General features: G+C 49.2%; 12 protein-coding genes. 3 read left to right on the plus strand and 9 right to left on the minus strand.

Translation table 11 applies throughout. From position 1 onward, the window contains the following. Nucleotides 1-69: 69 nt before the first annotated feature. The 4 genes from BBD42_RS20045 to BBD42_RS20065 all read right to left on the minus strand — a co-directional run bounded on the left by BBD42_RS20045 (nucleotide 70) and on the right by BBD42_RS20065 (nucleotide 5,357). On the minus strand, nucleotides 70-1,221 hold the full coding sequence (locus tag BBD42_RS20045; protein ID WP_099519613.1) for a mannitol-1-phosphate 5-dehydrogenase: 1,152 nt from the start codon (nucleotides 1,219-1,221) through the stop codon (nucleotides 70-72). After that, complete coding sequence (locus tag BBD42_RS20050; RefSeq protein WP_099519614.1) at nucleotides 1,218-1,655, minus strand: PTS mannitol transporter subunit IIA; 438 nt, start codon at nucleotides 1,653-1,655, stop codon at nucleotides 1,218-1,220. Before BBD42_RS20050 ends, BBD42_RS20045 begins: the two co-directional genes overlap by 4 nt. Beyond that, on the minus strand, nucleotides 1,652-3,730 hold the full coding sequence (locus tag BBD42_RS20055) for a BglG family transcription antiterminator (protein ID WP_348272607.1): 2,079 nt from the start codon (nucleotides 3,728-3,730) through the stop codon (nucleotides 1,652-1,654). Before BBD42_RS20055 ends, BBD42_RS20050 begins: the two co-directional genes overlap by 4 nt. Nucleotides 3,731-3,911: 181 nt before the next feature. Then, nucleotides 3,912-5,357, minus strand: coding sequence for a PTS mannitol transporter subunit IIBC (locus BBD42_RS20065; protein ID WP_099519616.1), 1,446 nt, complete (start codon nucleotides 5,355-5,357; stop codon nucleotides 3,912-3,914). Between the two features lie 503 nt (nucleotides 5,358-5,860). On the opposite strand from BBD42_RS20065, the gene BBD42_RS32625 reads away from it, so the two are divergent. Beyond that, nucleotides 5,861-6,691: a DUF4183 domain-containing protein gene (locus BBD42_RS32625; RefSeq protein WP_261341330.1), complete on the plus strand. Its 831-nt coding sequence runs from the start codon at nucleotides 5,861-5,863 to the stop codon at nucleotides 6,689-6,691. A gap of 87 nt (nucleotides 6,692-6,778) precedes the next feature. Then, a complete protein-coding gene (locus BBD42_RS20075) occupies nucleotides 6,779-7,063 on the plus strand; it encodes a DUF4183 domain-containing protein (protein ID WP_099519617.1) in 285 nt (94 codons plus the stop codon). Between the two features lie 213 nt (nucleotides 7,064-7,276). Here BBD42_RS20075 and BBD42_RS20080 read toward each other — a convergent pair whose 3' ends face one another. Genes BBD42_RS20080 through BBD42_RS20090 form a run of 3 tightly spaced genes read right to left on the minus strand, consistent with a single transcriptional unit; the run spans nucleotide 7,277 to nucleotide 10,496 of the window. Next, the gene (locus BBD42_RS20080; RefSeq protein WP_099519618.1) at nucleotides 7,277-9,031 is read right to left on the minus strand and encodes a CotH kinase family protein; all 1,755 of its coding nucleotides are present in this window, start codon (nucleotides 9,029-9,031) and stop codon (nucleotides 7,277-7,279) included. A 19-nt stretch (nucleotides 9,032-9,050) separates the two neighbouring features. Beyond that, on the minus strand, nucleotides 9,051-9,779 hold the full coding sequence (locus tag BBD42_RS20085; RefSeq protein WP_099519619.1) for a DUF4956 domain-containing protein: 729 nt from the start codon (nucleotides 9,777-9,779) through the stop codon (nucleotides 9,051-9,053). Between the two features lie 3 nt (nucleotides 9,780-9,782). After that, nucleotides 9,783-10,496, minus strand: a complete 714-nt coding sequence (locus tag BBD42_RS20090; protein ID WP_099519620.1) for a polyphosphate polymerase domain-containing protein — start codon at nucleotides 10,494-10,496, stop codon at nucleotides 9,783-9,785. A 211-nt stretch (nucleotides 10,497-10,707) separates the two neighbouring features. Here BBD42_RS20090 and BBD42_RS20095 point away from each other — a divergent pair, with 211 nt between their 5' ends. Then, on the plus strand, nucleotides 10,708-11,973 hold the full coding sequence (locus BBD42_RS20095; RefSeq protein WP_237163164.1) for a purple acid phosphatase family protein: 1,266 nt from the start codon (nucleotides 10,708-10,710) through the stop codon (nucleotides 11,971-11,973). Nucleotides 11,974-12,024: 51 nt separating this feature from the next. Here the strand turns inward: BBD42_RS20095 and BBD42_RS20100 are convergent, their stop codons facing one another. Together BBD42_RS20100 and BBD42_RS20105 are read right to left on the minus strand one after the other, a co-directional pair. After that, complete coding sequence (locus tag BBD42_RS20100) at nucleotides 12,025-13,557, minus strand: sensor histidine kinase (RefSeq protein ID WP_099519622.1); 1,533 nt, start codon at nucleotides 13,555-13,557, stop codon at nucleotides 12,025-12,027. Next, nucleotides 13,554-14,237: a response regulator transcription factor gene (locus BBD42_RS20105; protein WP_056029652.1), complete on the minus strand. Its 684-nt coding sequence runs from the start codon at nucleotides 14,235-14,237 to the stop codon at nucleotides 13,554-13,556. The genes BBD42_RS20100 and BBD42_RS20105 overlap by 4 nt, the downstream gene beginning before the upstream one ends. Between the last annotated feature and the right edge of the window lie 119 nt (nucleotides 14,238-14,356).

The following is a 14,356-nucleotide window of genomic DNA, read 5'->3' on the forward strand; positions in this document are numbered from 1 at the left end:
CTTGACTCAATGGCTCAATGTGTCCTTGGCTACTTAAATTGAACCAAGAGCAGTCCGTTTCAAAAACGATTACAGCTTGCTGTAGGCTTCCACAATTTGTGCGTGCAGCGGGTGTTCCGCTGGCAATGATGTATAACGTGCAATAACGTCGCTGAGTGTAGAGCTTGTGAGTACTGCCTGTATTTCCGCAGCTTCGGAATCTTCTGTATAGTTGAAGCGCAGCGCGGCGGCCATCGCTTTTGTCAAATGGTCAGTTGGCAGCTCTAGCTCAAAGGCGAGCAGGGCGGGCCGAACGAGACGGTCATCCGGCGACAGCTTGCGAATCGGCGAACGCCCGACACGCACCACTTCATCGGTCAAATAAGGATTAATAAAACGCTCTAAAATTTGCTCAATATACGCTTGATGCTCGTTTTCCGAGAAGCCGTAAGTACGAACAAGCATTGCGCCCGTCTCTTGAAGCGCACCTTCGACTTCACTGCGGACAGCGGCGTCCTGCATCGCTTCCTGGATAGTGGCGTACCCTTGCAAATAACCATGATAAGCGGCAACGCAATGTCCGGTGTTAACGGTGAACAGCTTGCGTTCGATATAAGGCTGGAGCTGATCGACATAATGGATGCCGGGAATTTCCGGCGTGCCTTGCGGGAGCGCAGAGCGGTCAACCGTCCACTCATAAAAAGGCTCAACCGTTACCAGCAGCGGATCGTCATGCAGCTGTTGCGGAACGATGCGGTCAACCGCAGCGTCTGGAAAAGCAATCGCTTGCTCTGCCTGTGCTTTGACGTCAGCAGCCAGATGGGAATAAACAAGCTCCTTAAGCTGCGAACTGCCGCCAATCGCATTTTCACAGGCGATAACAGGCAAGGGAGAAGCAGCAGCTGCTTGGTTGTTCGCCAGTCGAAGCGTGATGCCTTCAGCAATAGCTCCGGCAATATGCTTCAGGACTGACACGCCGACGGCTGTCGTGACAAGGTCAGCCTCGGCAATGGCCGCGGCAACGAGCGCCGTATCATTGCCATTAATCGCATTGACGCCCGAGACGGTGAACGACTCCGCTTGCTCGCTGGCCAGCTTAACGGTGTATTGCTGTTTTTCCTGCAGCAGCGCGACGAGTGAGGCGTTCACATCGACGAATGTGACGCTGCAGCCTGCTTGTGAGAGCAGGAGACCGATGAAGCCTCGCCCAATGTTGCCTGCGCCAAAATGGACGGCCCTCATTCTTCCATACCTTGCTCAAAAATAGCGATGAGCTCGGCCTCAGAGCTGGCGTTCAAAATCCGCTCCATATCGTCTTCCTCGGATACAAGCATCGCAACGCTCGTTAAAATGTTCAGATGGTCGTCGCCGACCGCAGCGAGCCCAATGACGAGTCTAGCTGGCTCGTCGCCGCCAAAATCTACTCCGCCCGGCACGATTAGTATCGACATGCCCGTCGAGTGGATGAGGCTTTTGGAATCATTGGTGCCGTGAGGCATCGCAAGTCCGCCGCCAATATAAGTCGAGAGCAGCTCTTCGCGCTCAATCATTTTGTCAACGTAGGTAGCAGGAACATGGCCTGCTTCAACGAGCAGCTGTCCCGCAAGGCGGATCGCTTCATATTTGTCGCTAACTTGTACGTTCAATTTCACTTTGTCTGTGGATAAAATAGTCATGGCTCATTTCTCCAATCCAGTTTGAATTTGATTTCTTTCTCTAGGTGAAAGGATAGAAAAGCTTGAATTTCCGCTGCGCTGCCGTGCTTGAGCAGCTCTGTAAGCTCTGTCATCAGCAGCATCGCGCTCACTTCGCTCAAAATTTCCAGAGCGGTACGGCGAAGCTCGGCAGGGCCAAGCATCAATAAAATTTGTTTTACTGGAGTACTGCTGCTGTCTCCAAACGGAAGCGGCTCGTCAAACCGAAAAAGGCTGAGTATAGGAAAAGCGATCGCATCCGAACGGGTATGGAACAATGCCAGCTCCGTATCAGGGATAACCTGACTGCCATACTGTTCCCGCGTCAGCAGGAGGTGAACGACCTTCTGTTCGTCGGACACCGCATGCAAGTGCCGGATCGCCGCAATAAGCTCCTCGGTAACGCCTGTTAAATCGCCTCGCGGAAGGCCGGGTCGTTCCGGTATCGTATACACCTGAAAGGTTTCCAGCAGCATCACCGAATCCGAGGCGTACATTTTCAACTGCATCAACCGCTCCAGCGGCGAGTGGCTGCTTGTTTCCGGCGTTTTGGGCGAAGGAGCATGCTTGAGCGTAATATTTTGAATAAAGGACCGCAGCCGTTCTACTTCCGCTTCCAATAGCAGGGGGCTCAGCTTAATATAACGCTCGGCAGCTATAGGCAAATCAACCGTCGAAATAATAAGATCGTATTGCTGCTCCGGCATGCGAGCCGCTTCATACCAGGAACGGTTGCCAATCAGCTCGATTTGCGGCAGCTCCTTGCTAATTCTAACGGCCAGCAGCTTTGACGAACCAATACCGCTGGTGCAGACGAGCACCGCTCTAACTTTTCGCGGAAACTGCTTTAGACGTTCCATGGAGGCGCCAAAATGCATGACGATGTAGCCAATTTCCTCATCAGGCACTTCGATCGTGCTTATAATAGCATTAACGCCTTTGCGAATAAGGGTAAACAGCAATTCATAATCTTTCTTAATTTGCGCGAGCAGCGGATTGCGAATCGTGCTGCCTTCCTCTATTCTGCGAAAGGCAGGCAGCATATGCTGATGGAGTCCTTCTCTTAGGGAACGGTCTTCGGTAAAAGGCTCGCCGAGCTGCTCCTCCATAAACGCGATCAGCTTCGTTACGCTCGCATTGAGCGTCCAATCTCCCTGAGCGAGCAGCAACCCATCTTCCTCAGCCGAATCGGTCGTTTTAAGCAGCTTGGCGATATAGCTGACTTCCTCAGCAGGCAGCTCCCGTGCGAGCATGCGCAGCAGCTCCTCGGCCTTGCTTTCCCCTCTCGCTGAATAGGAGGGAGGAGGGCCGTTTACATGCGGCGGAATCAGATGGCCTTCCTGAATTCGCGTCAGCGTGACAGCAAGCCGAATGAGCAGATTTAAATGCTCTTTTTCTGACAATTGCAGCTGCCAGCCGTCCTCCAGCTTCCAAAACGCCTGCTCCAAGGAAAAAAAATGCTTCCTGCCTACCATCGCCAGCAGCTCTTTCGATAATGGGTGCAAGGCAATGGCTTCCTGAGCTTGGCCGAACAGGTCCGATTCGTCCAGATGGGTTTGCGCGAGCCAGGCAATAAACAGCCTTTTTGCTGACTCCGGCCCGCTTATTTCTACACCATAGCCGCGCCTGCGTACGAGTGTCAGCCCGTGGCTCTGAATCATTTGCTCCAGCTCGTCAAGATCGTGGCTAATCGTTGGCATCGTAACGCGCAGCTGATGGGATAGCGAAAATTGCTTGATCGGCTCATTATGCTTAAGCAGCTTGCATAATATAAGCGCCTTGCGCTCCTCGGCTGAATACTCAAATAGATCCGCATGCTCAAGAGCTTGCTTAAAACGTTCCAGCCTCTCGCTGTCCGCTTCGATTTTGATCCCGATTCCGGAGCGCTTATGCAGCTTGATATGATTGGCAGCTAGTACAAGCTCAATGTCACTGAGCTCGCGGTGAATCGTTCGGGTGCTTGCCCCGACCTCAGCGGCAATATCAGCCGCTGTTATTTCATCCCGCTGCTCCAGCAGCAGCTCTACAATACGTCGCTGTCTCGTCGATACTTTGATAGGAGATCATCCTTATCCGGGAAATGGACTTAACGCCGACATTAAATGTCAGCGTTAAGTGCAAGGTCTAGGCTTGCATCGTTTAAAATATAAGAATTTATAAGCCTCACACTTAAATTGGACTTATATTTCTCGCGAAAAGGCAGCTTTGCCGCCAAAGGGCAGCTTCAGCCGTTTACGCTTAGCTTAATCTTTTGATCAAAGCATCATACTCGGGGCTCTTCAAGAAATCTTCGATGGAGATGTGCTCAGCTCCAGGAACTTTCAGTCGCGCCCGTTCAGTCAGCGATTTATGGGTAATGACGATATCCGCATCAGAAGGGAGATCGTTAATCGCCGTGTTGGTCACCTGTATAGGAAGACCGGCTGCTTTGACTTTCTTTTTCATAATGGAAGCGCCCATTGCACTAGAGCCCATTCCAGCATCGCAAGCAAAAATAATTTTGCTCACATCTTCCTTCGATTTCACTGTGCCAGCAGCTGCGGAAGCTGTGCCAGCTTGAACGCCAGCTGTTTCAGCGCCTTTAGAAGAAGCCTTCATATCTTGCATTTTAGTCGTTGCTTCCTCAATATCGCCTTGAGCGTTTTTGCTTGTTTTCAGCAGAAGCGCGCCAATTACGAATGATACTGCCGCCGCGATAACAACACCGCTAATCATGGCAAAGTAGCCGCCCTTAGGCACGAGCGCAAAATAAGCGAGAATACTTCCTGGTGAAGGAGCGGCTGTAAGGCCTGCGCCCAGCAGGGTGAAGGTAAATGTACCAGCCATGCCGCCGCCGATAACCGCAAGAATGAGGCGCGGATTCATAAGGACGTATGGGAAATAAATTTCGTGAATACCGCCGAAAAACTGGATGATGATAGCGCCTGGAGCAGAGCCTTTCGCTGCGCCTTTGCCAAACAGCCAGTAAGCGAGCAGTATGCCAAGACCGGGACCTGGGTTAGATTCCAGCATGAACATAATGGATTTGCCAGTAGCCAGCGATTGCTCAAGCCCGATTGGACTTAATATACCGTGGTTAATCGCATTGTTCAGGAACAAAATTTTACCCGGTTCAATTAAAATGTTCGCCAGCGGCAAGAGGCCGTGGTTGATGAGAAATTCTACGCCGGAAGAAATCAGATTGCTGAATGCGGTAACAAGCGGGCCAACGCCTTTGTATGCCCCAATCGAGAGAGCGGCGCCGATGATGCCGGAAGAAAAGTTATTGATAAGCATTTCGAAGCCTGATGGAATTTTACCTTCTAGCGCTTGGTCGAATTTTTTCAAAATCCAGGCAGCCAGCGGACCTACGATCATAGCTCCGAGGAACATCGTAATATCCGATCCGAGAATAACGCCCATCGTGACCATAGCTCCGATGACGCCGCCGCGGGTGCCGTGAACCATTTTACCACCTGTATAACCGATCAGGAGCGGAAGCAAATAAGTAATGGTTGGGCCAACAAGCGTTGCCAAATCTTCATTTGGAAACCAGCCGGTCGGAATGAACAGGGTTGTAATAATCCCCCAGGCAATAAATGCGCCGATATTCGGCATAACCATTCCGCTTAGGAATCTGCCGAATTTCTGCACCCCTACCTTTACACCGCCGGATGACGATTGTTGTACTTCTTGACTACTCATGACATGACTCCTCCTCAATGAATTGCGAAGCAATAACAGCTTCGATAGCGCGGGTATATGAATGAACGAAGCGATCATCGCGCGCAACATGATTTCACCATTTGTCATGTAGCTGCTAACAAACGGGATTATATTCATGTTAATGGATAGCGTTTACAGTCGCAATGAAAGGAAAAGAAGAATGCGTCATGAGCGCTGTTGACAGTATTTATTTTGGCAGAAATGAAGGGGAATATGCTAATGATTCGCTAATAAATGATCAATTATCTATTGAAAAGGCGAATAATTGAACGTTAGGAGGTGAAAAAGGTACGTCTATTTTCCAGAGTAATCTGAAATGGTGTTCATAATAAACAAGTTTGTAGTCTTGGAATATAAAGTGAAGTAGTATGAACCTATTTTCAGTAAAATAGATTAACGTCTATATCGTGATTAGTTAGAAGTCTATACCTTCGATAGAGAAATCTCATAATATACAATTGTTGTATACGGAGGTGTTTAGCTTGTGGAGTATCAATATCCATAATAAAAATAAAATGACTTTAGTGACAAGAAGGCATGCACGTAATAAGAAATGTATCGTCAAAAAAAAGAACATACGTATAATAGATAAGCGCAAACTGAAGAACTCTAATCCTGGTCGAAAAAAAGATTTTATAAAGAAAACAATTATTGTTTGCCCTCTGAGAAGAAAAAAAGAACGTAAAAAGTTTATTTTATCCAGAAAAAGATTTAAACGTGTTGCTTGTCCACAACCGGAAAATATTGAATCAGCTCCGCGAGATAGACAAGGACCTTCAGGCCCTCAAGGTACTCAAGGCTCGCAAGGGGCTCAAGGACTTCCAGGTCCTCAAGGGACTCAAGGCCCTCCAGGCTCGCAAGGGACTCTAGGATGTCCAGGCCCTCAAGGGATTCAAGGTCCTCCAGGCTCGCAAGGGACTCAAGGATGTCCAGGCCCTCAAGGGGCTCAAGGACCTTCAGGCTCGCAAGGACCTCCAGGCCCTCAAGGTCCATCAGGACCTGCCATCCTTCCTAATATCATTATTGTGCCGAGTGCTCAAAGATATTTTTATATTGTGGCCTCAGATATTCAGTTCCATGTAACGATTCCAGCTAAAGAATTTACAAACGATGAGGGAGCATTAACAACCGCATTTACAGGCATTGGTCAAAATAGCTATAGTAATCTTTACATCAATGGGATATTACAAGAAGGCAGTATATATAGCTTAAATGAAAGTGCCTTGAACATTAATCTAAACAATCAAACTATTTTTTTAGGTACGCCTATTATTCTCGAAATCATTCAATTTTTTGCTCAAGTAACCTTATAAAATGTGCTTTTAATGAGATGATCCGCCCTTCCCTTTAATCTAACTCTATCATTTACTAGTAGAGATTGAAGAAGGGAGGTGATATAAATGGCAATTACAAAACCCTTTATGGCTGCTCGAAGGTTTTCTGCTACAATTGGAGACGGAACAGGTGTCGGCGTTGCATATAATATTCTTGCCACAGCCACCACCGATGATGCCGGAGTTGCTGCCACAGCTTTTCCAACTGCACCGGCGTATTATAATCTTTATATTAATGGGCAGATTCAAACAGCAGATACTTCAACCGTTACTACCACTGCGATCACGATACCTGGTGGCGATACACTCGATCCTGCGACACCAGTTATAATCGAATTTGTTGTAAACTAATCGTCTTTATGGATGAGATGCCGACAATTATATTGTTTTTGATTGTTGGCATTGTTTTTTTAATGCTTTTGGGGATATTATTTTCGTACATATCTACTTGAAAAAAGGAAATCGAATACACTTTATAGCAGGGAAGAGCAGCCTTAACAAAAGAAAAAGCGTAAAAAAATCGCTTATTCTGCGATTTTTTTACGCTCCGTTTCACAAGTTTGCTTACAGCCTTCTGCGGTTGTAGAAAATAACGAACACACTCGACAAGATTAAAATAATTAAGGCGATGCCTGCAGTAATAGCTTCCGAAGCGCTGCCCTGCGGCTGCGTGTTTTGTCCGCCGGGACCGCCGCCTCCCATGCCATTGGGCGGCGCCATCATGCCGCCTTGTCCGCCCATACCGCCTTGTCCAACTGGACCTCCGCCGCCAAAGCCGCCACCACCGAAGCCTTGACCGCCTTGCTGCGCACCGTTGGCACCGTCAGCTGGAGGATTGTTGCCCGCTACATTGGCACCGTCAGTTGGAGGGTTGCCGCCCGCTGCATTGGCACCGTCAGCTGGAGGGTTGCCGCCCGCTGCATTAGCACCGTCAGTTGGAGGATTGCCGCCTTCTGCATTAGCACCGTCAGTTGGAACATTGCCGCCACCAGGGAAACCGCCCCCGCCGCCCATTCCGCCACCACCACCGCCAAAGCCGCTGCTGCCGCTGCCAGAACCGTCGCCCGAGGAAGGAATTGTGCCGTCAAGCTGCTGGGTGACGCTTTCTACTTGCGAGCTTGCAAAGAAGAGCACCGTCGTAATGCCTTGCTCATACTCTTCATAGGAATAGAAGGAAGAAGGGTCTGCTTTTACATAAGGAGAAATCATCTCGGATATTTCTTTTACTCTGGCCGCGAGAGTATCATCTGCCAAATATCCTTCAATCATTTGTTTGATAATCGCATGGTACTGCTCTTTGTATTCATCGACTGCCAGCAATTTAGCGATGAGAGGCCGATCGGCCAGTGTGCCGGAAGTCGGTTCATCAATGAGCACGCCCGTGCCGCCAAAGCCGCCGAAGGACATATTGTAATCCCATGGCAAAATCGAGAACAGGCCATCATCCTCATATAAATAGTAGTTATGTTTTTTCTCCGACAAATAGCTGTCCATATTGCCCGCAACTGCGTTTAAGGCAATAAATTTCAGCGCTTCCTGTACGTCAAGAACGCTGTCATAGTCCGTACCATTATTTAATTCATCGAGCATTTTCAGCAAAATATCGTCATTGGACGAAGCGGACTTGAGATCAAGCCCCGTGTACGATTTCATCGTCTCCAGCCAGTTCAGCTCGCTGCCATTGCCGCCGTTTGCTTTGTAAAGCGCACCGTAGCTGTTGCCGAAGTTGCGTTCCAAATAGGCATCGCCAATTTGCTCGATCGCTAAATAGAAACCCCAAAGCTCGCCATTTACATATACATTCACATAGGAATATTTAGGGGTTGGCAAGCCCATTGCTTCGGCAAGCTCATAGGAAAGAAACTCGCGCATATAGGAAGCATCGCTGAAATTATTGTTGAGATTGATTTTGCTAATGCCATCAATCGTCTGATTGACATACTCGTCGAAAGACAGCTTGAAGCTGTAGCGGTCCGAATCGGTCATATTGACGACGCTGCTCAAGCTGAGATTGCCCTTCGTGCGAATGCCGACATTTTTGAAAACTTGGCCGTTGTAATCGACCGTCGCTTCCTTAAATTCCTCTGCGCTGGCGTTGTCCAGCATATTTTGAAAGTCATCTTTGTCCACTGTAATTTTTACATCGATAACCTTGTCCTTGGGAAAAACCGTCTCATCCAGCGTCTGCTCCCCGCCTGAGACAACGTTTGTTTCCGTTGCCGTTGGAGTAGAGCCTGTACCATTGGTACAGGCTGTAATGGTGAGAAGCAGAAGGAGGGAGCACAGGCTTAGAAGCAAGGTTGAAGCTTTTGCTTTCATGCCGGAAACCTCCTCGTAATTATGATACATAATCCCCGCTGTAGCTGATCAAAACGGCATTTTTGACGCCTGTTAGCTCGGAAAGCTGGTTAACAAACGCGCCTTCCTGATCACGAAGCCGAATTTCAATCGTCATTTCCACATTGCCGCGCGTAACGGTTTTTTGCTTCACATTGTAACGTTTAACGAGCTTGTTCAGACGGCCGTGAATTTCTTTCTCGGTCGTTTCATTGTCGCAGTTGACGACAAGCAGGTAAGGCTGCTCAACCGAGCCGCCCTTGACGAAGAAGAAGAGAATAAGGCCGACCACGACTGAGCCAATAACAGCAAGCGTATAGAAGCCCGCACCCGATACGATACCGGCAACAGCTGCCCAGAACAGGAAGATCAGGTCGGTCGGATCTTTAATTGGCGTTCTAAAGCGGACGATGGACAATGCGCCGACCATGCCGAGCGAGAGCACCAGATTAGAGTTAATCGCGATAATGACCATAGCCGTAACCATCGTCATGCCGATGAGCGAGACGTTGAAGCTTTTGGAATAAAGCACACCGCTGAAAATCCGTTTGTACAGCGTATAGATGAAGAAACCAATCAGAAAAGCTACGCCCAGCGTAATGAGTATTTTGGAAATGCTAATATCGGAAGTAAAGTTGCTTGTCACCGAGTTTTTAATAATATCGGCAAAAGAAGTGGACGTTTCCGTCGTTGTAGTTGTTGCGGCAGCTGCCGTAGTCGTCGTCTCCATCGTTTAAAAATCCTCCCAAGTGTTGAATTTCAGATATTTGCGGCAGATCACATATTTGGATGCCGAGGTGCGGTGCAGCCCTTCAAGCTGGAGCGCAGTTTGAATATAAGCCGGCATGTATTCGTCGAATTTCACTTCGAGTATCATCCGGTTATCTTCCAGAGCAATGACGGGATCGAGATTCGGGTCAAAAATGTCCAGCGCATGCAGTCCCGTTCGCAAATCCTTGTCGAACGTAATCCGCACATTGCCATTTTCATAAACATAAGGCTCGCGCACATAATCGACGATTACCTTCGGGCGAAGCAGCCGGTACTTCATCTCCTTGTAAATTTCCATAAGCAGCGGCTTATCGGGCCGATTGAACACTTCATAGTCGCCAGCCATCATCTGGTCGTACATGGCCCGCGTAAGCGGCTCCTTGACTTTGGCAATGTAATCCTTGAATTTGATTTTTTTCTCAAAATGGATGACCTTGTCCTGCGTATTATAAATGCGAATCCGGTATTTGCTTCGGTCGCGTACGCCGCCCAGCTTCTCATGCAGCGCTTTATTGTTCACATCGTCGAAGTACAAGCTTCGAATGTGGTATTCGCCCGTATCGCCGACATTGGCGTCCTGCTGCATCATATTTTTTAGCCGCTGCCGGATGATGAAATATTGATGCTGGTTGATAATAAATTTCAGCTCATGCCGGAACTTCAAATTTTGCTGCAAATGACTCCCTCCTTCTCTCTATCAATCGTTTAGCTGTTATGATGTCTTCGCTAAGCTGTTTGTAAAGCTATTGTAAATTCAGATGCTGATGTGAAAATGAGTGCCCGCTGAAAGATTGCTGAATGCCGGGTGAAAAGTTTGACTTGCTTTGGGCGGGAGCGTTATCGTAAAAGGCAGCACAGGTATGAACTTCACGGGAAAGGAGATTAAGATGAAAAAAGAATGGATATGGATTTTGGCCCTTTGCCTTGTACTATTGCTTGTCGTTGCAGGAATAGAATGGCTGAAATCGGATGGGACAACAGAGAAGGCGGCTGGAAAGCCTTATGCTATCGTTACAACCTTTAAGGAGGATGCGGCAACGAGCCGTGCATTCACCTGGTTTACGGATAATCCGCAAGCGGGAACAGTGATTGAATGGATTGAAGGAATGGATGCTGCCAAATTGTCAGGCGAGGGCGAGGGTGCGCAGGTCAGTCGTCTTGAGGGGAAGACATCTACGCTGGATACAGGCAATGGCGCAGTAAGAGGGGTGCATAAGCTGGAGCTTTCAGGGCTGTCGCCGGGTACAGCCTATACGTACCGCGTGGGCGACGGGAGTGATAGCGGCTGGAGCGAAGCATTTCATTTTATGACGCAGGCGCAGGATGCGGATTCATTTACTTTTATAAATGTGACCGATTCTCAAGGGGTGACGGAGCAGGATTTTGAGCTGTGGGGAAATACGCTGGATCAGGCGTTTAGCACATTTCCTGGCGCGCAGTTCATTGTCCATAACGGCGATTTGACGGAAAATCCGGATGATGAAATCGCTTGGCAACACTTTTTTGGCAAGGCGCAGCAGTGGGTTACGCGTTTTCCGCTTATGCCTGTGACAGGCAATCATGACGAGGTCGATAATAACGCAGACGATTTCGTCGCGCATTTCAATTTGCCAGTGAGCGGGGCGGACGGCTCGATTGAAGGTACAACGTATTCGTACGACTACGGCTCGGCGCACTTCATTATGCTGAACACGGAGTCGAACAAAAAGGAGCAGACGAAGTGGCTGGAGAAGGATTTGGCAGCTACAGACAAACGCTGGATTATCGTATCGGTTCATCGTGGCCCCTATGCCGGTAATCAATACGAGAAAATCGATGATTGGGTTAAGCTGTTTGACAAATATGGGGTAGATCTCGTGCTTCAGGGACATAACCATGAATATGCAAGATCGTATCCGCTGAAGGATGGCAAGGTGACAGGCGATGGAGAAGGTGTCATCCGCACGTCAAGCGGTACCGTCTACGTCGTCACTAACGCAGCGGGGCAGAAGTTTAATGAGATGAAAGAGGATCAATTTTATCATAAGGTTCATTTTCAAAATAATAAGCAAATGTTTGCCGGCATTACGATCGAAGGAGATAAGCTGACATATGAGGCTTATGATGTCGATGGCAACAAGCTGGATGCGTTCGTGCTGCAAAGTGAAAAATAAAACAGGGTGTCCCCGTGGCCAGATTATGGCATTGTGGGGCACCCTGTTTGCTTATACATCCGCTAACGGCAGCTTGACGGTAAATGTACTGCCTTCGCCGACGGTGCTGGCCGCCTCAATTGTTCCGCCATGCGCCTCAACGATGGACTGCGTAATTGAAAGCCCGAGGCCTGCTCCGCCGCTTAGGCGGGTGCGGGAAAATTCACTGCGATAAAAACGCTCGAACAAATGGGGGAGATGCTCCGGCTTAATGCCCGCTCCGTTATCGGTAATGGAGATGGCGGCATAGGCTCCGGCTTTTGCGAGCTTAAGCGATATTTTGCCTTGATTGGCGTCGGTATGCTGAACCGCATTTAAAAATAAATTGAGCACCACCTGCTTGAGCTGATCGGGATTGTAGCACCCGCGTATGCTCACAGCAGCGTCAATGCGCACCTCACGCTGGCCGCCCAAAATATGCAGCTGCGGCTCCAGCTCATGAATGAGATTGCCAAGATTCGTATCGACCTTAACGAGCTCTGGCGTCTGATCAAGCTTGGCTAGCAGCAGCAAATCTTCTACCAGCTTGTTGATGCGCGTCGATTCAAGCTTCATGCTCGTTAAGGCACGGTGCAGCTGCTCCGGATTTGAAGCGGCTCCGCGCAGCAGCACCTCCAGAAACCCATGGATGGAAGTGAGCGGCGTCCGCAGCTCATGCGAAGCGTCAGCAACAAAGCGCCGCATTCGCTCCGTCGTCTGCCGCTCCGTCTCGAAGGAGCTTTCCAGCCGGCCGAGCATGCCGTTGAACGCTTCGGAAAGCAGATCGATTTCCTGCTGTCCTTGCGATATAGGCAATCGCTCGGTGAGATTAATGGCATCGGTGCGTTGTGCTGCCTTCACGATGCGCGACAGCGGCGCGAGCGTCTTGCGCAGCAGTGGCAAATAAAGCGATAAGCCACCGGCCAAGGCTACGATAGAGAGCCCAGCGAAAATCGCGAGCTGAGAAGCGAGCACCGTTTGCAGCAAATCGGTGTCGTTGCCTGCTTGAATGAGTCCATCTGGCGAATTCGGCGGTCCGGCCAGCCGAAAGACGACAAGCTGCTGGGCGCCTTCGCTGTTGCTTAGCAGCTGGTAACCGCCGTCGCGATGCTTTTTCAAATCCTCAAAAATTTTCATGTATTCCGATTTGCTTAGCTCTGGTGTCCACGTTTCACCGCTAGTTGTTAATACCGTTCGTTCTCCTGTGCTGCTCACATAGGCAAGAGATAGGCCTGGTTGAGTAATCGTAGGCATATTGCTTGGCCCTTCCTGCGAAGGCGGCGGTGAAGATGTGGAATCATCCGGTGCCATCCCACCGTTAATAGGCGATTTTCTCGGGTAAGCGGGTTTGCCGTCCGAATGCCACTGGGGAGGCATCGCCTGAATTTGCGCTTCCAAAGCCTCGGCTCGATTATTATATATAAAGTCCTTCATCAATACGTATTGCAGCGTTCCAATTAACAGAAGCAGCCCTGCCAGTACGAACAGCGAACGGCTAAGCAGCTGATAGCGCAGCGATTCGGGTTTTAGGAGGCGAAGCAGCAGCGGAGCTTTGCGGTCCGTCATGGCAAATCCATACGGTAGCCAGAGCCGCGCAGCGTGCGAATAAGCCGGTGCTCCTTGTCCTGCAGCTTTTCGCGCAGCGAACGAATGTACACCTCAACGATATTTTCCTCGCCGCCAAAATGATAGCCCCATACTTTGTCCAAAATAAGCGCCTTGCTCAGCACAATGCCGTTGTTCATTACAATAAATTTCAGCAGCTCATATTCGGTAGGCGACAGCTCCAGCACTTGATCCATGTACGACAGCTCTTTGCGCAAATCGTCGATGCGGAACGGTCCGTATACGACTTCCCCGAGCAAATTCGGAAACTGATTGCGAAGCCTCGCTTGAATGCGGGCAAGCAATTCCTCAAAGCTGAACGGCTTAATGACATAATCGTCAGCACCAATGCGCAGCCCTTTCACGCGATCCTGCGTTTCATCTTTGGCAGTCAGCATAATAATGGCGATATTATCGCCCGTTGCTTTAAGCGCCTGGCAAACTTCAAAGCCGTTCATGCCCGGCATCATCACATCCAAAATGACAACATGGGGCCTAAAGTCGCTAGCGACCATAATCGCTTCCTCGCCATTGCTGGCTGTCCGAACATCCGCGCCTTCATTCAACAGGCCAAGCTCCAAAAACTGCACGATATGGGGCTCGTCATCAACAAGCAGCAGCTTAATTCCTTTTACCGACATTTTATCATCTCCAGTTTTACAAACGATTGCTACTTAATACGGACGATCTCATGAGAAAGTCTACCATGTTTGCAATTCTTGTTCAAACCTAGGATAGCCCTGCGGTCAGGGCGGTCTTT

Origin of the sequence: Paenibacillus sp. BIHB 4019, from assembly GCF_002741035.1 — a bacterium.
Taxonomy (GTDB): domain Bacteria; phylum Bacillota; class Bacilli; order Paenibacillales; family Paenibacillaceae; genus Pristimantibacillus.